23 protein-coding genes are annotated in these 24,752 nt (G+C 69.9%); 15 read left to right on the top strand and 8 right to left on the bottom strand.

The genetic code is table 11. The features are described 5' to 3' along the window. Nucleotides 1-8: 8 nt before the first annotated feature. From BCF44_RS15680 to BCF44_RS15670, 3 genes are all read right to left on the bottom strand, one after another. The gene (locus tag BCF44_RS15680; protein WP_116175032.1) at nt 9-470 is read right to left on the bottom strand and encodes a DUF6328 family protein; all 462 of its coding nucleotides are present in this window, start codon (nt 468-470) and stop codon (nt 9-11) included. 33 nt (nt 471-503) lie between these two features. After that, nucleotides 504-905 (bottom strand): DUF6292 family protein, encoded by a 402-nt coding sequence (locus BCF44_RS15675; protein ID WP_116175031.1) that lies wholly within the window; start codon nt 903-905, stop codon nt 504-506. 79 nt (nt 906-984) lie between these two features. Further along, a complete protein-coding gene (locus tag BCF44_RS15670; protein ID WP_147328499.1) occupies nt 985-1,413 on the bottom strand; it encodes an ATP-binding protein in 429 nt (142 codons plus the stop codon). Between the two features lie 110 nt (nt 1,414-1,523). On the opposite strand from BCF44_RS15670, the gene BCF44_RS15665 reads away from it, so the two are divergent. Then, on the top strand, nt 1,524-1,790 hold the full coding sequence (locus tag BCF44_RS15665) for a DUF3040 domain-containing protein (protein WP_170217548.1): 267 nt from the start codon (nt 1,524-1,526) through the stop codon (nt 1,788-1,790). A gap of 55 nt (nt 1,791-1,845) precedes the next feature. Here the strand turns inward: BCF44_RS15665 and BCF44_RS15660 are convergent, their stop codons facing one another. After that, a complete protein-coding gene (locus BCF44_RS15660; RefSeq protein ID WP_116175028.1) occupies nt 1,846-2,289 on the bottom strand; it encodes a YdeI/OmpD-associated family protein in 444 nt (147 codons plus the stop codon). An 18-nt stretch (nt 2,290-2,307) separates the two neighbouring features. Here BCF44_RS15660 and BCF44_RS15655 point away from each other — a divergent pair, with 18 nt between their 5' ends. Continuing rightward, nucleotides 2,308-3,048 (top strand): nucleotidyltransferase domain-containing protein, encoded by a 741-nt coding sequence (locus tag BCF44_RS15655; RefSeq protein ID WP_246015121.1) that lies wholly within the window; start codon nt 2,308-2,310, stop codon nt 3,046-3,048. Nucleotides 3,049-3,187: 139 nt separating this feature from the next. Here BCF44_RS15655 and BCF44_RS15650 read toward each other — a convergent pair whose 3' ends face one another. After that, nucleotides 3,188-4,192 carry a helix-turn-helix domain-containing protein gene (locus tag BCF44_RS15650; protein WP_116175027.1) on the bottom strand — a complete coding sequence of 335 codons (1,005 nt, stop codon included), beginning with the start codon at nt 4,190-4,192 and terminating at the stop codon, nt 3,188-3,190. 155 nt (nt 4,193-4,347) lie between these two features. On the opposite strand from BCF44_RS15650, the gene BCF44_RS15645 reads away from it, so the two are divergent. From BCF44_RS15645 to BCF44_RS15600, 10 genes are all read left to right on the top strand, one after another. Beyond that, nucleotides 4,348-5,436 carry a mandelate racemase/muconate lactonizing enzyme family protein gene (locus BCF44_RS15645; RefSeq protein ID WP_211353041.1) on the top strand — a complete coding sequence of 363 codons (1,089 nt, stop codon included), beginning with the start codon at nt 4,348-4,350 and terminating at the stop codon, nt 5,434-5,436. Between the two features lie 53 nt (nt 5,437-5,489). Further along, complete coding sequence (locus tag BCF44_RS15640) at nt 5,490-7,550, top strand: fibronectin type III domain-containing protein (protein WP_116175025.1); 2,061 nt, start codon at nt 5,490-5,492, stop codon at nt 7,548-7,550. Between the two features lie 18 nt (nt 7,551-7,568). Then, the gene (locus BCF44_RS15635) at nt 7,569-8,507 is read left to right on the top strand and encodes a carbohydrate ABC transporter permease (protein WP_246015120.1); all 939 of its coding nucleotides are present in this window, start codon (nt 7,569-7,571) and stop codon (nt 8,505-8,507) included. A 30-nt stretch (nt 8,508-8,537) separates the two neighbouring features. Next, nucleotides 8,538-9,434, top strand: a complete 897-nt coding sequence (locus BCF44_RS15630; protein ID WP_211353040.1) for a carbohydrate ABC transporter permease — start codon at nt 8,538-8,540, stop codon at nt 9,432-9,434. Next, nucleotides 9,434-11,791 (top strand): glycosyl hydrolase family 95 catalytic domain-containing protein, encoded by a 2,358-nt coding sequence (locus BCF44_RS15625; protein ID WP_116175024.1) that lies wholly within the window; start codon nt 9,434-9,436, stop codon nt 11,789-11,791. The genes BCF44_RS15630 and BCF44_RS15625 overlap by 1 nt, the downstream gene beginning before the upstream one ends. Then, nucleotides 11,785-12,765, top strand: a complete 981-nt coding sequence (locus tag BCF44_RS15620) for an acetylxylan esterase (protein WP_116175023.1) — start codon at nt 11,785-11,787, stop codon at nt 12,763-12,765. Before BCF44_RS15625 ends, BCF44_RS15620 begins: the two co-directional genes overlap by 7 nt. Nucleotides 12,766-12,768: 3 nt before the next feature. Then, entirely contained in the window at nt 12,769-14,130 is a 1,362-nt protein-coding gene (locus tag BCF44_RS15615) for an ABC transporter substrate-binding protein (RefSeq protein WP_211353039.1), read from the top strand. Between the two features lie 9 nt (nt 14,131-14,139). Beyond that, nucleotides 14,140-16,260 carry an alpha-galactosidase gene (locus BCF44_RS15610; protein WP_116175022.1) on the top strand — a complete coding sequence of 707 codons (2,121 nt, stop codon included), beginning with the start codon at nt 14,140-14,142 and terminating at the stop codon, nt 16,258-16,260. A 37-nt stretch (nt 16,261-16,297) separates the two neighbouring features. Further along, nucleotides 16,298-16,984, top strand: a complete 687-nt coding sequence (locus tag BCF44_RS15605; protein ID WP_211353038.1) for a GntR family transcriptional regulator — start codon at nt 16,298-16,300, stop codon at nt 16,982-16,984. Nucleotides 16,985-17,077: 93 nt separating this feature from the next. Then, nucleotides 17,078-18,553 carry an aldehyde dehydrogenase family protein gene (locus tag BCF44_RS15600; protein ID WP_116175458.1) on the top strand — a complete coding sequence of 492 codons (1,476 nt, stop codon included), beginning with the start codon at nt 17,078-17,080 and terminating at the stop codon, nt 18,551-18,553. Nucleotides 18,554-18,675: 122 nt separating this feature from the next. On the opposite strand, the gene trpC is transcribed toward BCF44_RS15600, so the two are convergent. Then, entirely contained in the window at nt 18,676-19,455 is a 780-nt protein-coding gene (trpC, locus tag BCF44_RS15595) for an indole-3-glycerol phosphate synthase TrpC (protein WP_116175021.1), read from the bottom strand. 150 nt (nt 19,456-19,605) lie between these two features. Further along, nucleotides 19,606-20,214, bottom strand: coding sequence for a TetR/AcrR family transcriptional regulator (locus tag BCF44_RS15590; RefSeq protein WP_116175020.1), 609 nt, complete (start codon nt 20,212-20,214; stop codon nt 19,606-19,608). Nucleotides 20,215-20,294: 80 nt separating this feature from the next. On the opposite strand from BCF44_RS15590, the gene BCF44_RS15585 reads away from it, so the two are divergent. The 3 genes from BCF44_RS15585 to BCF44_RS15575 all read left to right on the top strand — a co-directional run bounded on the left by BCF44_RS15585 (nt 20,295) and on the right by BCF44_RS15575 (nt 22,232). Then, nucleotides 20,295-20,846 (top strand): ester cyclase, encoded by a 552-nt coding sequence (locus BCF44_RS15585; protein WP_116175457.1) that lies wholly within the window; start codon nt 20,295-20,297, stop codon nt 20,844-20,846. 111 nt (nt 20,847-20,957) lie between these two features. After that, the gene (locus tag BCF44_RS15580) at nt 20,958-21,572 is read left to right on the top strand and encodes a DUF4232 domain-containing protein (RefSeq protein WP_116175019.1); all 615 of its coding nucleotides are present in this window, start codon (nt 20,958-20,960) and stop codon (nt 21,570-21,572) included. Between the two features lie 36 nt (nt 21,573-21,608). Next, entirely contained in the window at nt 21,609-22,232 is a 624-nt protein-coding gene (locus tag BCF44_RS15575) for a maleylpyruvate isomerase family mycothiol-dependent enzyme (RefSeq protein WP_116175018.1), read from the top strand. A gap of 6 nt (nt 22,233-22,238) precedes the next feature. Here BCF44_RS15575 and BCF44_RS15570 read toward each other — a convergent pair whose 3' ends face one another. Then, on the bottom strand, nt 22,239-24,719 hold the full coding sequence (locus tag BCF44_RS15570) for a WD40/YVTN/BNR-like repeat-containing protein (protein WP_147328498.1): 2,481 nt from the start codon (nt 24,717-24,719) through the stop codon (nt 22,239-22,241). Nucleotides 24,720-24,752: the final 33 nt, after the last annotated feature.

Raw genomic sequence — 24,752 nt, 5'->3', positions numbered from 1 at the left:
CCGTATGCCTAGCGCGGGGCGATTCGCATCCAGAGCGGAAGGATGAACCAGAGCACCAGGAACAGCAGGCCGAAACCGGACGCCAGCAGCGCCGCGAACAGGCCGCCGAACACCACGTAGCCGACCATCAGCACGGTGCCGGTCATGGCCGCGGCGAGCAGCATCAGGCCGACCAGTGCGGACACCGACGCGGTGCGGATGATCTGCTCGCGATGCCCGTGCCGGAACAGGATCCGGTGCCAGGCGGCCGGCGCGATCAGGAAGGCCGCCGAGCAGGCGGCGAGCGAGGTCGTCACGACGTGCACGACGTGCACCAGGTGGCCGGCGGCGGCGTAGCGATCGGTGAAGGCGAGCGTGAGCAGGAAACCGAACAGCACCTGCACGCCGGTCTGCGCGACGCGCAACTCCTGGAGCAGCTCGGCGAGGTTGCGGGCCAGCCGCTGCGGTTCGGTCTCCTCGGGCTCGATCACGCCCGGCAGTAGACCACGGCAGCCAGATTCACGTCAGGCGGTGACGAACTTGGCGAGGCGGTCGGCGAGGTGCTCCCGGGACCGGCAGCGCGGCGGGTTCGGCTGGCCGGGGCAGTTGCCGACGACGACCTCGTCGACGAAGTGCCGGATCCGGCCGGGCGTGGGCAGCTGGTCGGGGCCGAGGTAGCTGAGCACGACCGGGCCGTCCAGGGTGTCGATCTCCAGCCCGACCGCCCACCCGTGCCGCTCGTCCCAGACCAGCATCAGGTCGTACTCGGTGAACAGCGGATGCCGCGTGGGCAGCGCGATGTACGCCGACGCGAGGTCGCCCACCTCGTGGTACATCGCGTCCTCGGACACGCCCAAGAGCCGCGCGACCGTGGTGACGTACCTGCCCAGGCCCAGGGCCGCCTCACTGTCAGGTGCGACGTTCATGGCTCGCCCCCCGCCGTTCGGTGATGTGTCCATCGGGGGTACCCGGTCGAGTGATATCTCAAACGCGATGTGACGCGGGTCACATGAAAGGCATGGTGAACGCCACCTCGGTGCCGTCCGACCTGCGGTTCAAGCTTACCTGCGCGGCCAGGGCCCGGATCAATGCCAGCCCGCGGCCCCGGTCGCCGGGGTCCTCCGGCTGCGGTCGCCACGTTCCGTAGTCGCGCACCCGGCCGTGCACGGCGCCGGCCCCGTCCACGGTCAGCCACACGTCCACCGAACCCGGCTCGCCCGCGCGGTAGCCGTGCTCGATCGCGTTCGCCGCGGCCTCGCCCACCACCAGCTGGATGTCCTCCAGCAGCTCGCCGGACAGGCCGGCGGTGGCGGCCCAGTCGCGCACCACCTTGCGCATGCCGGCCAGTTCCCCGGGTAGGCCGCTGAACCGCAGGGCCAGCGGGACGGTTTCCGCCCGCACCCCGTCGATGTCCTCGCGTCTCGACCCGTTCACCTGACCTCCGGCGATCAGGCTATCCAGCACCGGGGGCCGCTGCCAGTGAACCGGTGACGGGTCGGGGCCGGTATATGGGGACGCAGTCGCCCTCGACGCTTGGAGCCCCGATGCTCAGTCAGCACGAACGCCGCCAGCTGGACGGGATCGAACGCGGTCTGGCCGCCCAGTACCCGGCGCTCGCCACCCGCCTGAGCGGGAGCCTGCTCGACCGGTACCGGTGGGCGCTGGAGGTGATGTGGGTGTTCGGGCTGTGCTGCTTCGTGCTGGGCATCGTCGTCAACAGCGGCCAGCTCGGCATGTCCGGCCTCGCCTTCCTCATCGGCGGCCTGCTCCTGCGCCACCGCAAGTACCTCCGCAGCCTCTTCACCGGCTGACGTCAACCCCCGCGAGTCGCGCTCTCAGGCACACCGAATGTAGGTTTCAGGTAGATCAACTACCGCCCTTGAGCCGTTCGAGGGTCTTGGCCACGCGGTTCTGCCGGGTCTCGGCCTTCTTGGCCTCCTCGATCCAGCGCACGTACTCCTTGCGGTGTGTGAACGGCAACCCGTCGAACAGCCGCCGGGCCTCGGCGTCGGCGGCCAGTGCCGCGGCGAGGTCGGCCGGCACCTCCACCTCGCGGGGCGCGGTGTCCAGCTCGATGTCCACGTCGACGTCGTCACCGGCCGCGACCCCGGCGGCGGTCCGGTTCTCGGCGCTGAGCGGGATGAGGAACTGCCCGCCGCGCACGCCGACGGTGCTCCTGTACGTGTGGCCGCCGATCGTGACCGTCACCTTGGGGGCCCGGCCGGCGCCGAGGCCCTCGATCACCTCGGCCGGCACGGGCAGCCCGGTCGCGGTCTTGCCGCCGAGCAGCACTGTGGTCCGGAATCTCATGGTCGGCAGTATGAGCTCATGACCATCTTCACGCCCGGAGATCGCGACCGCCTGCTGACGTCACTGATCGAGAGGGCCCGCGGCGACGACCGGATCACCGGCGCGGCGGTGACCGGTTCCGGCGCGCTGCACGGCACGGACCGGTGGTCGGACGTCGACTTCGCGCTCGGCATCGCCGGCGGCCGCGACGAGGTGATGGCCGACTGGACCGAGCACCTCTACCGCGAACACGGCGTCGTCCACCACATGGATGTGCCGTACCGCGCCGCGATCTACCGGGTGTTCCTGCTGCCCGACACGCTCCAGGTCGACATCGCGTTCGTGCCGGCCGCCGAGTTCGGTGCGACGGCCCCGACCTTCCGGCTGCTGTTCGGCACCGCGACCGAACAGCCGCCACCCCCGCGGCCGGACGCCCGCGACCAGATCGACATGGGCTGGCTGTACGCCCTGCACGTGCGTTCCAGCATCGAACGCGGCCGCGGGTGGCAGGCCGAGCACATGCTCGGCGGCCTGCGCAACGCCGTGCTGACGCTGATGTGTCTGCGGCACGGGGTGCCGGCGAGTCAGGGACGAGGTCTGCATTTGCTGCCGGAGGATGCGACGAAATCCGCCCTGGCGGCACTTGTGGGATCGCTGGAGGACGAAGAGCTGCGCCGGGCGTTCCGAGCCGGCGTGCACCTGCTGCTGCAAGAGGCGGCGCATGTTGACCCGGAACTCGCCGCGACGCTGAAGGAACCTCTGGAAGCCATGCTCGGCTGAGCGGCACTCAAAAACGATCTACCCGGGAACTGCATTCGGTGTGTCTGTGCTTGTGCCGCGCGTGCCGCGCGGGGCGAGGCCGCTTCCGAGCCGGCCTCTTCCCTTGGCTTAGCTCGATCGATGAACAGACTCGATCGAGCTAAGCCTGCGGTCCAGAGGCCGGCGCGACCTCGAGCGCGACTCGCTGGCCTCGGGGGTGGGGGAGGCGCTGCTCGCGGGTGTCGGTGGGGGTGCAGCCGAAGCGGGACTTGTACTGGCGGGAGAAGTGGGCGATGTCCGTGATGCCCCACTTCGCGCAGATTGCCCCGATCATCAGGTCGGGGCGGGCCAGCAGGTCGGCGTGGCAGCCGTCGAGCCGGCGGTTCTTGATGTGCGTGGACACGGTCTCGCCGCGCTGCTGGAACACCCGGTGCAGGGTGCGCACGGAGATGTGGTGGGCGGCGGCGATGCGCTCGACCGACAGCTCGGGATCGCCGAGCCAGCTGTCGATGTACGCGCTGATCTGCGCCTCCAGCGCCGGCGACACCGGCTGGGCCCGCCGGGACAACGCCCCGATGAGCAGATCCGACACGGCCTCGGACGCGGCGGCGAGCCCGGCACTGTCCAGACCGGACGCCACCTTCATGGTGGCGAGCACGTGCTGCGCCAGCAGATCCCCGACGCCCTCGACGACCAGCGTGGAGCCGAGCAGCCGGTTGACGCCGGGCACCTGACTCTCCAGCCGGGCGGCGTCCACATAGATGGTGAGCAACCGGTTCTGCGTGGAGTGCAGCGCCTCCAACGGGTTCGCGGTCGTGCACAGCGCGGCCCGGCCGGGCTTGAGCAGCAGTTCGGCGCCGCGGTGCCGGATGCGAGTGGTGCCCTCGACACACAGGCACAGGTACGTCAAGGCGTTGGGGGACAGCCGGATCAGCGACTCGGTGCGCTCCATCGACGCCCCGGTGCCCTGGTACGTCCAGTCGAACGTGGTCACGCCGCCGATCAGCAGCCGCGTGACGGTGCGGTACCCGGTACCGGGCCGGCCGAGCGTGCCGGCGTACTGGAGGTTCTGCCCGCCGACGGGAAGTCCGAAGGTCTGGCGGGCACTGGTCCTGTCGACGACTCCCTCGAACACCCGGTGGTGGAAAGCGGCTGCCGGCGGCATGGCGCGAGTGTACGCGCGCGGGGATCTTGACCCCTCGACACCGCCGGGTAACGGGTGAGAAACGGGCAGTTGACACGGCACTTACACCAAGTCAAGAATCCAGTACCACCGATCGTATAGGATCCATGAAGACCGAACCCGATGGAGGGCGAGGCGTGGCAGCAGTCCGCAAGGCCGAGGCGTTCCTGGTGGACATCGCGGTCGAGCAGGTCCGCACGGACGCCGTCCAGGCGTTCCTCTCCCAGGAGACGGTCTTCGTCGAGCTGACCACCGACGACGGCGCGGTCGGACTCGGCTACACCTACACGATCGGCACCGGCGGCACCGCCGTCCTCGCCCTGCTCAACGACCATCTGCTGCCGCGGCTGATCGGCGCGGACGCCACCCGCATCGAGGCCGTCTGGCACGACCTGTTCGCCTCGACCCGGGCGACCACGGTCGGCGCGATCACCTCGCTGGCGCTGGCCGCGGTCGACACCGCCCTCTGGGACCTGCGCTGCCTGCGCGCCGGCGAGCCGCTGTGGCGGGTCGCCGGCGGTTATCGCTCCAGGGTTCCGTTGTACGACACCGAGACCGGCTGGCTGCACCTGAGCACCGACGAACTCGTCGCCGGCGCGGTCAGGGCTCGCGACGCCGGCTGGCAGGGCGTGAAGGTCAAGGTCGGCAAGCCGACCGGCGCCGAGGACGCGGCCCGGCTGGCCGCGGTGCGGGAGGCGGTCGGCCCGCGGTTCCCGGTCATGGTCGACGCCAACCAGTCGATGACGCTGGCCGAGGCGCTGCGCCGGGCCGACCTGTTCGCGCCGCTGGGCCTGACCTGGCTGGAGGAGCCGCTGCCGGCCGACGACGTGGCGGCGCACGAGCGGCTGGCGCACGCCACCAACATCCCGATCGCCGTCGGCGAGTCGCTCTACTCGGTCGCGCAGTTCCGCGAGTACCTCCAGCGCGGTGCGGCCTCGGTCGTGCAGGTGGACGTGGCCCGGATCGGCGGCATCACGCCGTGGCTGAAGGTCGCGCACACCGCCGAGACGTTCAACGCGGAGGTCTGTCCGCACTTCCTGATGGAGCTGCACGTGAGCCTCGCCGCCGCCGTGCCGGGCGGCCGGTTCGTCGAGCACATCCCACAGCTGCGGGCCATCACCACTGGGGAGATGTCCGTGGTCGACGGCTTCGCCGTCGCCCCGGACACGCCGGGACTGGGCATCGCCTGGAACCGGGACGCCATGGACGACCTGCGGGTCGCCTGACAATCGTGTCCTCACTGGACAGTCAGCAACGGTGCGACTGAGATGGAGTTTCGATGAGTCGGAGAACGACGCGGCTGCTGACAGCGGCGGCCGCGGCACTACTCGCGATCACCGTGGCCCAGGTGCCGCAGGCGGTCGCGGCGCCGGATGCCAAGCCGGCCAAGGCCGACAGCGCGGCCACGCCCTACATGGGCTGGAGCAGCTGGAGCCTGGAGTCGACCAACTATCCGGGCGTGAACCCGACCGGCCCGGCCAGCTTCCTCAACGAGGCCAACGTCGTCAAGCAGACCGACGTGGTGGCCAGCACGCTCAAGTCGCACGGCTACAACTACGTGAACGTGGACGCCGGCTGGCTGGGCGGCTTCGACGGCTACGCCCGCCCGCTGTCCAACGCCACGACCTTCCCGCACGGCATGAAGTGGCTCGGCGACTACATCCACCGCAAGGGCCTGAAGTTCGGCGCCTACCTGGCCGTCGGCCTGGACCTGCGCGCCTACAACAACGGCAACACGCCGATCTACGGCGCGAAGGACTGCTACACCCGCGACCTGGTCTACCCGGACCTGCGCACCACCAACGGCTGGAACAGCTCGTACAAGATCGACTTCAGCAAGCCCTGCTCGCAGGCGTACATCAACTCCATCGCCACCGTGCTGGCCGGCTGGGGCGTCGACTTCCTCAAGCTGGACGGCGTCGGCCCCGGCTCGTTCCAGGGCGGCGCCAACTACGACAACACCTCTGACGTGCAGGCCTGGAACACCGCGCTGGTCAACACCGGGCGCAAGATCCAGTTCGTCATCTCCTGGGGCCTGAGCCACCGCCAGGCCAGCGTGTGGAAGGCCAACTCCAACGGCGCCCGCGTCGAGACCGACGTCGAGTGCTACTGCGACACCATCGTCACCTGGAACAATTCCGTGAAGCAGCGCTTCACCGACGTGGTGCAGTGGATCCCCGACGCCGGCCCCGGCTACTGGAACAACCTGGACTCCCTGGACGTCGGCAACGGCCAGATGGACGGCATCTCCGACGCCGAGCGTCAGAGCTACATGACGCTGTGGGCGATCGAGGCGGCGCCGCTCTACGCCGGCGACGACCTGACCAAGCTCGACTCCTACGGGCTCTCCCTGCTGACCAACGACGAGGTCATCGCCGTCGACCAGGCCGGCATCGCGGCCAAGCCGGTCAGCCAGAGCACGCAGCAACAGGTCTGGTACGCCCGGAACAAGGACGGCAGCTACACCGTCGCGCTGTTCAACCTCGGCGACGCCACGGCCGGCGTCACCGCGAACCTGGCCCAGCTGGGCATCAACGGCACCGTCAAGGTTCGGGACCTGTGGGCCCGCAAGGACCTCGCGCCGGCCACCGGCACGATCTCCGCGCAGCTGCCGAGTCATGGCTCGGAGCTGCTGAAGATCACGCCGAACGCCAAGGACAACGCGCCGAACCCGCCCGGTGACCTGCGCGCCACCGCCGCGTCCGGCACCACCGCCGCCGGCAACAGTGTCACGCTGGCCTGGGATCCGTCCTACAGCGGCAGCACCGCCGCCAAGAGCTATGAGGTCTACAACGGCACCACCCGCCTGCTCACCACGACCAGCACCTCGGTGACCGTGGCCAGCCTGGCCCCGTCGAGCACGTTCGACTTCAACGTGGTCGCGGTGACCAAGGACGGCAAGAGGTCCTTGCCCAGCACCACGTTCACCGTCTCCACGCCGGACAAGAACGGCTCGATCAACTACGAGGGCGAGGCGGCGGTCAACATCGTCTCCGGCGGCGCGTCGATCAACGACTGCGGCCCGTGCTCGGGCGGCAAGAAGGTCGGCAACCTCGGCGGCACCGGCCACCTGACGTTCCCGAACGTCTGGGCGCCCAAGGACGGCACCTACCTGATGACGGTGGCCTATGTGGACGGTGACTCCGGCCGCACCGCGCAGGTGACGGTGAACGGCGTGCCGTTCCGGCTCCCGACGGCCGGCAGCAACGACAACGACTGGAGCACACCGCAGACCGTGGTCGTGCCGATCACGCTCAAGGCCGGCGGCAGCAACGTGGTCGAGTTCAACGGCCCCACGCCGAACGACTACGTGGCCGACATCGACAAGATCACCATCTGAGCCGAGAGGGGACACGCCGTGGTGACCGCGACACAGGAAACGACAACACTACCGGTGGCGCCGGTCGCCACGGCGCGTCGCCGCAGGATCCGGCGGGGGCACCTGCCGCTGGCGCTGCTGATGATCACCCCTGCCGTCATCGGCTTCCTGGTCTTCTTCGCCTACCCGACCGTCCAGGGCGTCTACTACAGCTTCACCGACTTCCACGTGCTGTCCGCGCCGAACTGGGTCGGCCTGGACAACTTCCGCGAGCTGCTGGCCGACGACGTGTTCTGGCGCTCGCTGTGGGTGACCGTCTACTTCGTGCTGCTCTCGGTGTTCTTCGGCATCGTGATCTCGCTGATCACCGCCGTGATCATGCACCGGCTGACCCGGTCCACGGTGATCCGCGGCCTGATCCTGTTGCCGTTCCTCATCTCCGGCGTGGTGGCGGCGATGACCTGGTCCTGGATGATGGACCCCGGCCTGGGCATCATCAACTCGCTCCTGGTCGAGCTGACGGGACATCCGCTGCTGTTCTTCGGCGACAGCTCGCTGGCCGTGCCGTCGTTGGCCGCGATCAGCGTGTGGAAGTCCATGGGCTACAACGCGATCCTCATCTTCGCCGGCCTCCAGACCATTCCGGGCACCATCTACGAGGCCGGCCGGGTGGACGGCGCCACCGAGTTCCAGATGTTCCGCCGGCTCACGGTTCCGCTGCTGCGCAACATCCTGGTGATGGTGGTCATCCTCACCGTGATCGGCTCCTTCCAGGTGTTCGACATCGTCCAGGTGACCACCAAGGGGGGCCCGCAGAACGCGTCGCTGGTGCTCCAGATGTACATCTACAACAAGGCGTTCACCCAGTTCGACTTCGGTTACGCGGCGACGATGTCGCTCGCCCTGTTCGCGATGCTGATCGCGATCACCTTCACCCAGCTGAAGATGACCCGCGCCGGCGAGTCCGACCTGAACTGACCCGATTCGATCGGGGGAGGAGTCCCTGACGTGGCAACCCGTTCCGTCACCAGCCGGCCCTCGGTCGGTCGGATCCTGGCCTGGGCCTACCTGGCCGTGATCATCCTGGTCACGCTGTTCCCGTTCTACTGGATCCTGCGCACCGCGCTGTCCAACAACTACGCGCTGCACACGAACCCGTCCTCGCTGCTGCCGGTGGACTTCACCTGGGGCGCGTTCAAGCGCGCGCTGGGCCTGGCCACCGTCGCCGAGGCGCAGGCCGAGGGCGGCTCCGGCGCGTCCGTGAACACCGCGCTGTACCTGCGCAACTCGATCGTCTACGCCGGCGTGCAGACCGCGCTGGTGGTGTTCTGCTCGGCCACCGCCGCCTACGCGTTCTCCCGCCTGCGCTGGCGCGGCCGCGAACTGGTGTTCTCGATCCTGCTGTGCGCGCTGATGGTGCCGGCGATCTTCACCCTGATCCCGAACTTCGTGACGGTGAAGAACCTGGGGCTGACCAACAGCTTCGCCGGCATGATCCTGCCCGGCGCCTTCTTCTCCGCCTTCAACATCTTCTTCCTGCGCCAGTTCATGCTCGGCCTGAGCAGCGAGGTGGAGGAGGCGGCGACCATCGACGGCGCCGGGCCGCTGCGGGTGTTCTTCCGCATCGTGCTGCCCATGTGCTCCGCGCCGATCGCCACGTTGTGCCTATTGACGTTCATCAACACCTGGAACGACTACTTCTGGCCGCTGATGGTGACGTCCGACGACAGCGTGCGGCCGCTGACCCTGGCGCTGGCGGTGTTCAAGCAGTCCTCACCGAACACTGCGGTCGACTGGGCCGGCCTGATGGCCGCCACGCTGATCGCCGCGGCGCCGATGCTGCTGCTGTTCGTGGTGTTCGGCAAGCGGATCGTCAACTCCATCGGCTTCACCGGGATCAAATGATGCGGCACAACGACTTGGCGCTCTCGTGGCCGGCGCCCGCGCGGGAGTGGATCGAGGCCGCGCCGGTGGGCAACGGCCGGCTCGGTGCGATGGTGTTCGGCGGCGCGGGCCGGACCCGCTTGCAGGTCAACGACTCCACCGTGTGGTCCGGAACCCCGCACGGTCCGGCGGACAGCCTCGCCGACGTCGTGGCCAACGGCGCCGGGCCGGAGCGGCTGGCTGAGGTCCGTGCCGCCGTCCGCGCCGGCGACCACCGCACCGCCGAGCGGCTGCTGATGTCGTTCGAGGGGCCGTACAGCCAGGAGTTCCTGCCGTTCGCGGACCTGTGGATGACGCTGGGGGAGGGGGCCCTCCAGGGTAGGACCCTCAACCTGGACAACGGTGTCGCGCACGAGTTCCTCGTCGTCGACGGCAACGAGGTGCAGCGGTCGGTCTGGGCGAGCCACCCGGCCGGCGTGCTCTGCGTGGAGATCCTCGGGCGCACGGACTTGTGGCTGGAGCTGGAGTCGCCGCTGCGGACCGTGCACAAGGTTTTGCGCGACAACGGGTTCGACCTCGGTGTGGAGATCCCGGTCGACGGCGCGCCCGAGCACGAGCCCGAGGTCGCCGAGCCGCTCCGCTACGCCGACGGCCCGATCGACGACTACGACCCGTTCGGCGCGGTGGTCGTGAGGATCGACACCGACGGGCAAGTGTCCACAACGGACAAGGCGCTGGTCGTCACCGGTTCGACCCGGGCGCTGATCGTGCTGGGCACCTCGACCGCAGCCAGGGACTTCTGGGACGGCCGGTCGACCAGGACCCGCACCGAGCACTTCGCCGCCGCCGAGGAGCGGGTTTCCGCCGCGTTGGCCCAGGGTGCCGCGGAGTTGTTGCGGGAGCACGACAGCGACCTGCGCTCCCTGCTCGGCGGCACCTCGCTGCGCATCGGGCGCCAGGTCAACGGCCCGACCTCCGTCGCGGAGGTGTTGTCCGGTCGGGACGAGCGGCTGACCGCCACGGTGATGTTCCAGTACGGCCGCTACCTGCTGGCGGCATCGTCGCGGCCGGGCAGCGGGCCGCCGGCCAACCTTCAGGGCGTGTGGAACGCCGACCTGCGGCCGGCGTGGTCGTCCAACTACACGACCAACATCAACCTCGAGATGAACTACTGGCCGGCCGAGGTGACCGGCCTGGGCGAATGCCACCTGCCGCTGATGGACCTGCTGGACAGGATGGCCGCCAACGGCGCGGACGTGGCTCGCGAGCTGTACGGGGCGCGTGGCTGGGTCACCCACCACAACACGGACATGTGGGGCTGGTCGCTGCCGGTCGGCATGGGGCACGGGAATCCGTCGTGGGCGATCTGGATGATGGGCGGCGCGTGGCTGGTCCAACACGCCTGGGACCACTACGAATTCACCGGCGACAAGGACTTCCTCCGCGATCGGGCGTGGCCGTTGCTGCGCGGCTGCGCGGCGTTCTGCCTGGACTGGCTGGTGGAGGGCGACGGCTGGCTGGACACCGTGCCGTCCACCTCGCCGGAGAACCTGTTCATGGCCGACGGCCGGCCCGAGTCGCTGACGTTATCGTCCACAATGGACATAGCCCTGATCAGGGCCGTCTTCACCCGCTGCCTGGATGCCGCGCAGCTGGCCGGCGTCGACGACGCGATCCTGCCCGAGATCAAGGTCGCCCTGCCGCGCCTGCGCCCGCCGGCCGTGGCCGACGGCGGCTGGCTCCAGGAGTGGGGCGAGGACCTGCCGGAGCACGACCCCCAGCACCGGCACATGTCCCAGCTGGTGACGGTGTATCCGTTGGGGCAGATCGATCCCGAAGCGACGCCGGAGCTGGCGCAGGCCGCGGCGCACCTGATGGACCGCCGGGGCAACGGGGCGATGGGCTGGTCGTGGGCGTGGAAGATCGCGCTGCGGGCCCGGCTCGGCGACGCCGAGACGGCGCGCTCTCTGCTGCTGGAGGCGACGCGCCCGCTCGGCTTCGCCTGGGACGTCAACGCCCCGACCGACGGCTCGAAATGGGGCGGCCTGCTGCCGAACCTGTTCAGCTCGCACCCGCCGTTCCAGCTCGACGGCAACTTCGGCTTCGCCGCCGGCATCGCGGAAATGCTTGTGCAGAGCCACCATGGCGTGATCCGCGTGCTGCCTGCGCTGCCGAGCAGTTGGCCCAGCGGAGCGTTGACGGGTGTGCGCTGCCGCGGCGGTCTCGCCGCCGACATCACCTGGAGGGACGGATCCCTTGCCGCGCTGACCATCCGCCGGCTGGCCGGCGATCCACAGCAGACGGTCACGGTCGTCCACGCCGGCCAGCGGACCGAGCTCACCCTTGCCGTCGGCGAGGAGAGGCGGCTTGCGTGCTGACCGACTACCGCAGCTCCTACAAGGAGCCGGAGGACTTCGACGACTTCTGGACCTCGACCATAGCCGAGGCTCGGCGGCACGAGCTGACCGTCGAGATCGAACCGGTTGACACGCACCTGGTCACCGTCGAGGTGTTCGACGTGACGTACCCGGGTTTCGGCGGTCATCCGATCCGCGCCTGGTTGCGGCTTCCCAAGCATCGCAAGGGAAAGCTGCCGGCCGTGGTGCAGTTTCACGGCTATTCCAGCGGTCGCGGCGCCGCCGTCGAGGATCTGCTCTGGTCGTCGGCCGGCTACGCCCACCTGTACATGGATGTCCGGGGTCAGGGCGGCGACTGGGCCGGCGGCGACACACCCGACCCGGTCGGCAGTGGCCCGGCATATCCCGGTTTTCTCACCAGGGGTATCGAGAACCGCGACGAGTACTTCTACCGCCGGGTGTACACCGACGCGGTGCGGGCTGTGGACACGGTGCGCGGCCTGGACTTCGTGGACGCGGAGCGGGTCGCGGTGATCGGCAACAGTCAGGGCGCGGGCATCGCGCTGGCCACCGCCGGGCTGGTGCCGGACCTTGCGGCGGCGCACTTCCAGGCCCCGTTCCTGGCCGATATCCAGCAGGCGACGCGCACTGTGAGCACGTTCCCGTACGCGGAGATCACGAAGTACCTGGCGGCGCGACGGAACAGCGCCGACAGGGTGTGGCAGACGCTGGCCTACTTCGACGGCATCGCCTTCGCCCGCCGGGCCGAGGCGCCGGCGTGGTTCTCGGCCGGCCAACTCGACGATGTGGTGCCGGCGCAGGCGGTGTACGGCGCCTACCACGAGTACTGGGGACCCAAGCAGATCCGGCTGTGGGAGCACAACGGACACGAGGCAGGCGGCGCCGAGGACCTGGCGATCGCACTGTCCGCGTTCGCGGGTGTCCTGCGCGCCGGCCACATTCACCTTGGACAGTCCCATCGAAACGAGGAATGACTGATGATGAGAAAGCTGCTCGCGGCCGCGCTGGCGTCCGCGTCCGTCGTCGCGCTGTCGGCCTGCGGCAGCTCCGGTTCCGGGGCGTCCTCCGGCACGATCAACTGGTGGACCTGGGACGACAAGCAGGCCGCGGCCTACCAGTCGTGCGCGACCGCCTTCGAGAAGGCCAACCCGGGCGTCACCGTGAAGATCTCGCAGTACGCGGTGGACTCCTACTTCACCAAGCTCACCGCGGGTTTCGTCGCCGGCGACGCGCCGGACGCGTTCCAGAACTCGGTGCAGTTCTTCCAGGCCTACGCCTCGCAGCACCAGCTGCTGCCGCTGGACGATCTGATCAGCAAGAACAACTTCGACCTGAAGAAGTTCTCGGTCGGCGTGGACGCCTGGAAGTTCACCGACGGCAAGCAGTACGCGCTGCCGCTGGACTGGGCCGCCTCCGCGATCTACTACAACACCGACGCGATCACCAAGGCCGGCTACACCCCGGCGGACGTGGCCAACCTGAACTGGAACCCGGACAACGGCGGCACCTTCGACAAGATGGTGGCGCACCTGACCGTGGACGCCAGCGGCAAGCGCGGCGACGAGCCCGGCTTCGACAAGAGCAAGGTCGCCACGTACGGCATGGGGCAGTTGGCGGCCAAGGACTTCATCGGCCAGACCACCTGGAACTCGTTCGTCTCCACCACCGGCTGGCGGCAGGGCGACAAGAACCAGTGGCCGACGAAGTTCAACTACGACGACCCGAACTTCGTCAAGACCATGAAGTACGTCAAGTCGCTGACCGACCGCGGCTTCGCGCCGAAGATCAACACGTTCAGCGCCGGCGAGGGCACGGCGACCATCAGCGACGTCGACCTGATGGGCACCAACAAGATCGCCATGGAGACCGCCGGCTCGTGGGAGGCGGCGACGTTCGCGAAGCTGCCCGGCGTCAAGGTGGGCATCGCGCCGACCGTCGAAGGCCCCGATGGCAAGACCCGCTCTGACATGTCCAACTCCAACGGCAACAACATCTGGGCCGGCACCAAGAACCCCGACCTGACCTGGAAGTGGGTCTCCTACATGGGGTCGCAGGAGTGCCAGGCGACGGCAGGCGCCTCCGGCTCGTTCTTCCCGTCCATCCCGGCGGCGATGGACTCGGCGGCCGCGGCGGTCGGCAAGCAGGGCGTCGACCTGTCGGTGTTCACCAAGGCGCTCAAGGACGGCTCGCTGTACGGCGCGCCGGCCTACGCCAACGGCGCCGACCTCCAGCAGACGCTGGAGCCCCTGTTCGAGGCGTACTTCAGCGGCAGCCGCGGCGACGACGTGTTCGCCGAGATGACCACGAAGGCGCAGACCATCCTCAACAAGAAGGGCTGAGCTGACGTGATGCGCCGGTTCGCCACGCTGCGGGCGGCAGGCACGGGCTTCGTGGTCGACCTGGCCGCGCGGCCGCTGCCGGTGGTCGTGCACTGGGGTCGCGACCTCGGCGAGCTTGACGAGCCGGGGCTGGCCGCGCTGGCCTTCGTCGGCGAGCCGGCGGTGCTGAACAACTCGGTCGACGTGCCGCGCCGGTGTTCGGTGTGGCCGACGGAGGCCGAGGGCTGGGCCGGCACGCCGGCGCTGTCCGGCCATCGCGACGGCGTCGCGACCACGCCCCGGCCGCGGCTGGTCGAGCACTCGCTGGCCGACAACCGGCTGGAGCTCGTGCTGGACGACGCGATCACGGGCCTGCGCATCACGTTGGTGTACGAGATGGACGACAGCGGCGTGCTGTCGGTACGAGCAACGCTGGTGGCCTCCGAGCACTACGAGGTCGCCGGCGTCTCCACCCTGATGCCGTTGCCGAGCCGGGCCGTCGAGGTCCTGGACTTCACCGGGAAGTGGTGCCGCGAGCGATCGCCGCAGCGCACCCGGCTCGGCCACGGCGCCCACGTGCGGGAGTCCCGCCGGGGCAAGCCCGGCCAGGACACGGCCTACCTCATGACCGTCGGTGTGCCCGGTTTCGGCTTCGGCGACGGCGAGGTGTGGGCCCTGCACGTGGCGTGGAGCGGCGATCAGCGCTACGTGGTCGAGCAGCTGCCGGAGACGCCGCCGGTGCTCGGCGGCGGGGAGCTGCTGCGCGCGGGTGAGATCCGCCTTTCGCCCGGCGAGCGCTACGAAACCCCGACTTCGTTCCACGCCTGGTCCGACGAGGGCCTGGACGGGCTGGCCGCCCGGTTCCACGCGTTGCAGCGCAAGGAGGTCCGCCCGCCCCGGCCGCTGGTTCTCAACACGTGGGAGGCCGTCTACTTCGACCACGACCTGGACCGGCTGCGGGCGCTGGCCGACGCGGCGGCCAAGGTCGGCGTGGAACGCGTGGTGCTGGACGACGGCTGGTTCCTGGGCCGCCGCGACGACACCGCCGGCCTCGGCGACTGGCAGGTGGACACGACGGTGTGGCCGCAGGGCCTCGCTCCGTTCGTGGATCACGTCAGGGGCCTGGGCATGCAGTTCGGGCTGTGGGTCGAGCCGGAGATGGTGAACCTGGACTCGAACCTGGCCCGCGAGCATCCCGACTGGATCCTCGGCGTGCCCGGCGAGCTCGGGCCGCCGTCGCGCAACCAGTACGTGGTGGACCTGAGCAATCCGGACGCGTGGTCGTACCTGCTGGCCTCGATCGACGATCTCGTCTCACGCTATGGGATCGACTATCTGAAATGGGACCACAACCGGGACCTGCACGAGGCCGCCACCTTCGACGGCCGGGCGAGCGTGCACAACCAGACGCTGGCGCTGTACCGGCTGATCGACGAGCTCAAGCGCCGGCACCCCGGGCTGGAGATCGAGTCGTGCGCGAGCGGCGGCGGCCGGGTCGACCTGGGGATTCTCGCCCGCACCGACCGGGTGTGGGCCTCGGACTGCAACGACCCCGTTGAGCGGCAGTCGATCCAGCGCTGGACCGCGCAGCTGCTGCCGCCCGAGCTGATCGGCTCGCACGTCGGCCCGGAACGTAGCCACACGACCAGTCGGCGCACCGACGCCTCGTTCCGTTTGGCCACGGCCCTGTTCGGCCACGCCGGCATCGAGCAGGACCTGACCGCGTGCTCGCCGGCCGAGATCGACGCGCTCACCGCGTGGGCGTCGATGTACAAGGAGTTGCGCTCACTGCTGCATTCGGGTCGCGTGGTTCGCGCGGACCTTCCTGACGAGGCCGGACTTTTTTTCCACGGTGTCATTTCTAATGGGCATGCATTGTTCTGTCTGGCGCGGATTTCCACCTCGGCTGCGGGACAATCGTGGCGGGTCCGGCTGGCCGGCCTGTCGCGGGGGCACGACTACCGGCTGCGGATCCGAGGCGACCTCGGTCTTCCGGCGATGCGGCAGGTCAGGGCCCCGGAATGGGTCCCGGCGGCGCTGGACGGCTGGGTGCGCGTGCCGGGCGCGGTGCTGGTCGACGCGGGCGTGGCGATGCCGACGCTGGATCCCGGTCAGGCGTTACTCTTGGAGGTAATCATAGATCGTGCATGATCCACCAGATCCGGTATGGTATTCCGGGGAGGTTGTGGTGCGGGTGAATGAAACGACTGGTGGTCCTCGCCTGTCGGCGCTCAAGGGCCGACAGGTGCTCGCGGACGGCGTCTACGACCAGGTCCGGACGCTGATCATGAATTACGGCATCGCGCCGGGCGATCGGGTCAACATCGACGAGGTGGCGCGCGAGCTCGACGTGTCCGGCACGCCGGTGCGGGAAGCGTTGGCACGGCTGGAGTCCGAGGGACTGGTCAGCCGGCTGCCGCTGCGCGGCTACCGCGTGACGGAGCTGCTCACCCGCGCCGAGGTCGAGGACATGTACGGGCTGCGGCTGCTGCTGGAGCCGCCGAGCGCGGCCAAGGCGGCGTCGGTGATGACCGACGCGCACGCCGCCGCGCTGGAGGCGGAGATGCTGTCCTGCCCGGTCGCGCCGGACGACGACAGCTACGACGACTACAAGGCGCTGTCCGCCCATGACGCCCGGCTGCACCAGCTGATCCTGCACATCGCCGGCAACGCCGCGGTGGAGCAGGCGTTCGACCGCACGCACTGCCATCTGCACTTCTTTCGGTTGGCGTACAACCAGACCTCGGGCGTGGCGGCGCTGGCCGAGCACCGCGAGATCGTGGACGCGCTCGTGTCGGGCAAGCCGTCGCAGGCCCGCAAGGCGATGATCAACCACCTGGAGACCGCGCGGGACCGGCTGCTCGTTCGGATGTGAACGACTGCACCCCGCGCATGGGGCCGATGCCTTCTTCGCATACTCGTCGCCGATCGTTGACCGGTGGATCCCCGCCGCGTCACCGTTTTCGGCATGACCGAACACCGACACCACCGCGGCGGCGAGTGGCCCGAGCACTCCGCCGCCTTCGAGGTCCATGACCCCTACACCGGCGAGGTCTTCGCCACCGTCGCCGCCTGCGACCAGAACGACGCCCGCCTCGCCGTCGAGGCCGCCGCCGAGGCCTTCCCGGCGTGGGCCGAACTTTCCGCCGAGGACAAGGCCACCCTGTTCCTGCGCGCCGCCGACGTCGTCGAGCGCCGGCGCGCCGAGATCGCCGAGACCCTGGCCCGCGAGACCGGCTGCACCATCTTCTTCGCCAACTTCCAGCAGGATCTGGTGAAGCAGGAGCTGCGGCAGGCCGCCAACTGGGTGTACCTGCCCAAGGGCGAGATCCTGCAGTCGAACGTGCCCGGCACGTACTCCACCGCGGTGCGCCGGCCGCTCGGCGTGGTCGCCAGCTTCACGCCGTGGAACGGCGCGAATGTCCTTGCCTGGCGGGCGGTTCTGTCACCGCTGGCCGCCGGAAACACCGTCGTGGTCAAGCCGTCCGAGCTGGCTCCGATCTCCGCCGGGCTGATCGTCGCGGAGATCGCCGAGGAGGCCGGCTTCCCGCCCGGCGTGGTCAATGTCGTCACGCACGCGCCCGGCGAGGCCAAGGCCATCGCCGACGAGTTCTTCGCGAACCCGACCGTGCGGTGCGTCAACTTCATCGGCAGCGTGAAGACCGCGCGGATGCTGGCCGAGCGGGCCGGGCGGGCGTTGAAGCGGTCGGTGATGGAGCTCGGCGGCTACAACCCGATGATCGTGCTCGACGACGTCGACCTCGACTACGCGGTGCGGACCGGGGCGTTCAGCGCGTTCTTCCACCAGGGGCAGATCTGCATGAACGCGCGGAAGATCCTGGTGCAGCGGGGAATCTACTCGGAATTTGTCGAGCGGCTGGCCGAGAGGGCGCGGTCGCTGCCGATGGGCGACCCGAAGGACCCGGCGACGATCATCGGCCCGTTGATCACGCCCGACGCCGTCGCGACGGTGCACGCACGGGTGGCGGAGGCCGTGTCGGCGGGGGCTCGCATCGTGACCGGCGGTCGCAGCGACGGCCAGGTCTTCGAGCCGACGATCCTGGTCGATGTGCCCGACTCGTGCACGATGTCGTACGAGGAGACCTTCGGCCCGGTGGTGATCGTGCAGCCGGTCGACTCCGCCGACGAGGCTGTGGAGATCGCCAACCGGCCGCTGTACGGGCTCACCTCGGCGATCCTCACCGGCGACACCTACCGCGGCTTCGAGCTCGCCGGGCGGATCAAGTGCGGGGCGGTGCACGTCAACATCCCCACCATCGACGACGAGATCCAGGCGCCGATCGGCGGCGTGCGGGACAGCGGCTGGGGACGGACCGGCCCCTACAGCCTGCACGACTTCAGCGACCTGATCTGGGTCAACGTCCAGTCCGGCCAGCGCAGTCTTCCTGGCGCCGCCTTCGGCGTCGCGGCTCGGCCCCTCTGATCCGCTGCCTTCGCTTGCTGGATTTCGATCGCCCGCGTCGGCTCGTGTGGTGAGCGCGTCGGATGGCGGTCGATCGAAATCCAGCAACCACTCCAGGCAGCGGCGGGGCCGAGCGACTCCGTTCAGACGGCGCGGAACTTGGTGATCGAGGAGCGCGGGTCGCCGGACTTCACCAGGGCCTCGCCGACCAGCACCACGTCGGCGCCCTGGCGGCGGTAATCGGCGACGTCCTCGGGGCCGGCGACGCCGGATTCGGCGACACGCACTGCGGTGTCCGGGATCAGCGGCGACAGCTTGGCGAAGATCGACTGGTCGACCTGGAGCGTGGTCAGGTCGCGGGCGTTGATGCCGATGACCTCCGCGCCGATCTCGGCGGCGCGGGCGACCTCGGCCTCGGTGTGGGCCTCGACCAGCGGCATCAGGCCGAGCTCGCGGGCCAGCCCGTACAGGTCGCCGAGCTGGTCGCCGTCGAGGGAGACGACCATCAGCAGGGCGAGGTCGGCGCCGTGCGCGCGGGCCTCCCACAGCTGGTACTCGGTGACGATGAAGTCCTTGCGCAGCAGCGGAACCGCCACTTCGGCGCGGACGGCGTCCAGGTCGGCCAGCGAGCCGTCGAAGCGGCGCTGCTCGGTGAGCACGCTGATCGCCGCGGCGCCGCCGGCGGCGTACTCGGCGGCGAGCTTGGCCGGGTCGGGGATGTCGGCCAGCGCGCCCTTGCTGGGGCTGCGGCGCTTCACCTCGGCGATGATCGACACACCGTCGGCGCGGAAGCCGGGCAGCGGGTCGAGGGCGGGCGGGGCGTCGGCCACCCGGGCCCGCAGCTCGTCGAGCGAGACCTCGCGCTGCCGCTGGGCCAGGTCTTCCAGCACGCCGTCCAGGATTCCGTCGAGCACCGTCGTCATACCACCGAGCCTATCCGCTACCGCCTCTCAACCCCCGCGAGTCGCGCTCACAGACACACCGAAATGCGGTTTCAGGCAGAAACGAGCCGCGAGTCTCAGATCTGCCCGAAACCGCATTTCGGTCTGACGCCGAGCGCGACTCGCGGGGGTTCAGAGGGCGGCGGTGGCGATGCGGCGGAGAACGGTCTCGGCATGGTCCCAGGTCCAGCCGTTCTCGACGACGAGGGTGTGCCAGCTGGTGGGACCGAACCAGAGCCAGAGCAGGCCTGCGGTCTCGTCGGGGGGACCGGCCGGGGCCGGCGTCAGGGTGTGCAGGTGCGCGGCGGTGGCCTCGAGGGCGGCGCGGTAGTCGGCGGTCGCCCGCCGCCACAGCTCCTCGCCGCTCTCATGGGACGGCAGCGCCTTGCGTATCGCCTGGTGGACGGCGAACTGGCCCTCGTTGCCGGCCCGCGTGCCCCGGGCCAGCGCGTCGATGACCGCGGCCGGGGTGTGCTGGGCGAGTACGTGCCGCGTCGCCTGCTCGTAGCCGGAGTCCGCGACGCCCTGGTCGACGATGCGGTTGAGGATGTCGGCCTTGCTGCCCACGCTGGCGAAGACGGTCTTCGCCGAGACGCCGGCCGCCGCCGCGATGTCCGCGACGGTCACCAGCCCGTAGCCGCGGCCGGCGAACAGCTCGACGGCGCTGCCGAGGATCAGCTCCCGGGTCCGGGTCGCGGCCTGCTCCCGGAGCGGCGACACGTAGCTGCGTTTGTCCGGCATCCGATTACCTTCACTTTTGGCCTATTGGTTAGGTCAACTGTAACCTCAATTGAACCGACCGTCGTGAAGGGGTGCTGACCATGGGATTCACCGCGACCGAACTGGCCCTCGGGGTCTTCCGGGTGCTGGAGACCGGCGACGCGGGCCTCGCCGCCGACGTCATCGGCGACGACTTCGCCAACCGGGAGGCGGCCGTCGCGCCGCCGGCCTGCTCGATCCCGGGCCCGGCCGGAGTGCTGGCGTCCGGCGCGTGGATGCGCGCCGCCTTCGCCGACCTGCGGTTCGTCGTGCTCGGCGCCGCCGAGAACGACGACCAGGTCTGGGTCCGGCTGCGGATGCGGGGCCGGCACACCGGGCCGTTCGTCCGGTACCGGGACGGCGACCCCGACCAGGTCGTCCCGCCGACCGGCCGGGAGATCGACTTCGAGCAGATCCACGTGCTCGACATCCGGGACGGCCGGGTCGTGCGGCACGAGGCCGTCCGCGACGACATCGCCATGCTCGGGCAGCTCGGTGTCTTCCCGCCGACGCCCGCGGCCGGCCTGAGCATGATCGGTTGGAAGCTGACCGGCCGGGCCGCCCGCGCCGCCGCGACCGTCGCCGAGCAGGCCGCGGCGGCCGCTCGGTTGTGAGGCGCCACGGGCAGGTCTGCTGCCCGTTCGGATGGAAACGAGTCGGTGGACCAACCTGGCCGCAGCCCGCGCGTCTAACTTGGTGAGACACCAAGAACCTGGAAGGTGCGCATGACTCGGATTCGGACCGCTTTCGGCGCCGTCGCAATGGTTGCGACCGCAGTGATGCTGACCGCCTGCGGCAACTCCGGCTTGACCGCCGGCTCGACGGCCGCGTCGACGACCACCAGCACGCCGCCGCCCACCACGACGACCGCCACGAAGGCGACGACGTCGGCGCAGAACGTGAGCAGCGGCAACGGAAAGATCACCGCCGACCTGAACCACCAGCAGGGGCCCGGCTCGGAAATCCTTGCCGTCACGAACAAGGGCACCGGGCCGCTGACCGTCAACGGGTGGCCGGCGCTGAGCTTCCTCAACGCGGCCAACGGTTCGCTGGCGGTGCCGGTGAACAAGGTGAACCAGCCGGGCGCGGCCAGCCCGATCACCCTGCAGCCCGGACAGAGCGCCTTCGCCGGCGTGAAGCTGATCCCCGGCGACAAGGGCGCCAACGACACCTTCGTGGCCACCACCACGAACCTCGCGCTGCCCGGCGCCCCCGCGGTCGTGGTCAACCTGATCGACGACAACGGTCACGCGTCCGAGTACCCCGAACTGGACCTCAAGTCGGTCCAGGTGGGCACGTTCCAGCCGGCCATGCAGGGAGTCAGCCCGGACGCGTGGTGACTGTCCGACTGCCGCGATCCCGTTCGACGTACTGCCATGGACATCAGAACGATGATCGCCGCCCAGCGGCGTGAGCTCGCGGAGCTGCTGGCCGGCCTGCCGGCGGGGGACTGGGACGCGCCGACGCTGTGCGAGGGCTGGCGAGTGCGCGAGGTCGTGGCGCACATGACCCTGCCGTTCCGCACATCGACGCCGCGATTCCTGCTGGAGATGGTCAAGGCCAGGGGCGACGTCAACCGCATGGCCGACACGACGGCCCGCCGCGACGCGGCCGCCCTGTCCACCGGCGAACTCGCCGCGAGCATGCGGGACAACGCCGACACCGCGTGGAAGCCGCCGGGCGGCGGGTTCGTCGGCGCGCTGTCGCACGAGGTCATCCACGGCCTGGACATCACGGTGGCGCTGGGCGTCGACCGGCCCGTGCCGAAGGACCGGATGCGTCCCGTGCTCGACGGCATCAACGCCCGGTCGGTCGGTTTCTTCGGCGTCGACCTCGCCGGCGTCCGCTTGGTCGCCGACGACCTCGACTGGACCTACGGAAACGGCGAGGTCCTGGGCGGCAGCGCCCAGGACCTCCTGCTCGTGCTGTGCGGCCGGAAACTGCCGGCCGGGCATCTCACCGGCGCGCCGACCGGACGGTTCGTCCAGGCGCGCCGGTGAGACGAGCTACCTGCGGATCCCGTAGCTCCACAGGCCACGGCCGTGCGTGGCCAGCAGCAGCGCGGTGCCCTCGGGGGCGACCACCAGCTGCTGTCCGGACGCGTTCGGCAGGCCGGTGCCGAGCTTGAACCAGCTGCCGGCCAGCCGAACGTAGACGCCGGCGTCGGTTGCCGCAGCCAGCAGGCCGTTCCACTGCACCAGCGACGTCGTCGGCAGGTCGGGCAGTGAGCCGGTGTCGTCGGCCCAGTTGGCGCCGCCGTCGCCGCTCTCGAACACGTGCCCCTTGCCCGCGCCCGGCACCCACTTGTCGGTGTAGCCGCCGAACGAGATGTACAGGTGGCCGTCCCGCGCGGGGTCCAGCGAGATGGACGTGATGTACCGGCTCGGCAGGTTCGGGGTCGACAGCCGGTGCCACGTGCCGCCGAAGTTCGTGTCGATCCCGGAGTGGTAGACGCCGGTCGTCGTGTCACGGAACTGCCAGGCCGCGTAGATCGTGCTGCCCTTCGCGACGACGGCCGTCACCTGAGCGCCGGTGTCGTGCACGATCTGCCAGTCGCAGGCGGTCGGCCCGCAGTTGGTGTCCCAACCCTTGCCCTGGTTGTCCCACACGTAGCGGCCGCCGGCCACCCAGTGGTTCGTGTTCGCGATGTCCGCGCTGTACGGCGCGATGAACAGGCTGCCCGGGTCGCACGGGTTGGCCACGGTGCCGGTGACGGGGTTGTCGCACGACGGGGACATCGTGGTGTAGCTGGGAGTCGTGAAGTCCGACTTGCCGCCGTTCTCGGTGCGGGCCGTGCTCAGGTGGACGTACTCGTTGACCGCCCGGAGCCCGTTGCGCGGGTCGACGATCACCTGGCCGCCGTCGCCGCCGAACGGCGACACCTGCTCCTTCGCGCCCGGCAGCAGCAGCGAGACCCCGTTGTCCTGCAAGCCGCCCCAGATCGCGTCGCCGCCCGGCACCCGACCGGCGCCGACCGAGTAGTACTGGAGCGTGTGCAGGCCCTCGTTGAGGTTGTTCCACTTGACGGTCTTGCGCAGCGCCGCCGGCCGCGAGTAGACGCCGCCGTCGTCGCCGAAGTACGCCGTGCCATCGCTGCCGAACGCCACCGCGTGCTGGTCCGCGTGCACGGTCGGCGGGCAGGTGAGCTTGCTCAGGTCGGAGCTCCAGCACGGCAGGCCGAAGTTCCAGTACGGGCCGATGACCTGCCAGCTCGCGCCGCTGTCCGACGTCTCGTAGATGTCTTCCAGGCCGAGGTAGATGTGGTTCGGGTCGGCCGGGTCGGCGGCCACGTACTGGTCGTACCAGCCCTGGCAGCCGCCGCAGCCCTGGGCGCCGGCCTTCACCAGCGACGGGGTGTCGGCGATCTTGGTCCACGGGCCGCCGGGCTGGCCGGAGTCGGCGCGGAAGACGCCGCTGAGCAGACCGGTGTTCTTGGCGTTCTGCACCACCGCGTAGAGCGTGGACCCGGTGGAGTTCCAGGTGAACGTGGTACGGCCGATGTCGCCGTCGGCCAGGTCGCCGGTGCTCGCCTGACGGGTGAAGGTGCCCGCCCCGCCGCCGGTGGTCGACAGGTAGAAGGCGTTCTCGTCGCCGGGCCGGACGCCGGCGTTGACGACGACCGCCGCGACGACGGATCCGTTGCTGCCCGGTCGGATCCGGACATCGGTCGCGAACGAGGTCTGGGTGCCGGTGGCCGGGGCAAGCACGGTCGTCCACGGCGCGGACCAGTTGTTCAGGTCGTGGCGCAGCAGGCCGGAGTTGGTGGCCGCGTAGACGTGACCGGCGCCGTCCAGCACGATGCGGGCGGTGCGCAGGCCGAAGAAGGACTGGCCGATCCGCTGCCAGGTGCGTCCGCGGTCCGCGGAGCGGTAGATGGCGTCGCCGCCGAGGCTGTCGGCGCTGAAGTCCGCCTCACCCGTGCCGACGTACACGCTGTGGTCGGACGGATCGACCGCGACCGCGCCGATGGCCAGGCTGGGCATGCCGTCCCAGAGCGGCTGCCAGTGCGCGCCCTGGTCGTCCGACCGCCACACGCCACCGTCGGCGGCGCCGACGTAGACGGTGCGCTTGCCGTCGGTGGCCATGCTGCTGACCCGGCCGGACACGTGGCCCGCGCCGCCGGTGGAGTTGGACCAGTTCGGATCGCGGTAATCGAGCGCGTCGCTCTGGTAGGGCTTGTTGGTCAGCTCCTGCCAGGCGCCGGGCAGCGTCGGCAGCTGCCGCCCCTGCTGCTCGCCCGCGTAGTACGCCTGCGGATTGGCCGGCGTGAGCCCGGGCGCGTTGCGGATATCGCTGTACTGCTGCGCCGCATCGGTGAGGTCCTCGGTCTCGTCCTCGGCGTCATGGCCGTCCTTGGGATCGGCCAGATGGCTGACGACGGCGTGCGGTCCGCGCGGCGGCGGTGCACTGGGTGACGCTGCGGCTGCGTTGGTGACGAGCCCGAGCGCGGATAATGTTGCGACAACGACGGTCACGGCCGATTTCACCGGCCGAGGCTAACCGTGCGCCCCGCTGAGCAG

The organism is Kutzneria buriramensis (assembly GCF_003387475.1).
GTDB lineage: Bacteria > Actinomycetota > Actinomycetes > Mycobacteriales > Pseudonocardiaceae > Kutzneria > Kutzneria buriramensis.
The sequence above is the reverse complement of the archived record's forward strand: the minus strand, read 5'-3'. Positions and strand labels throughout refer to the sequence as shown.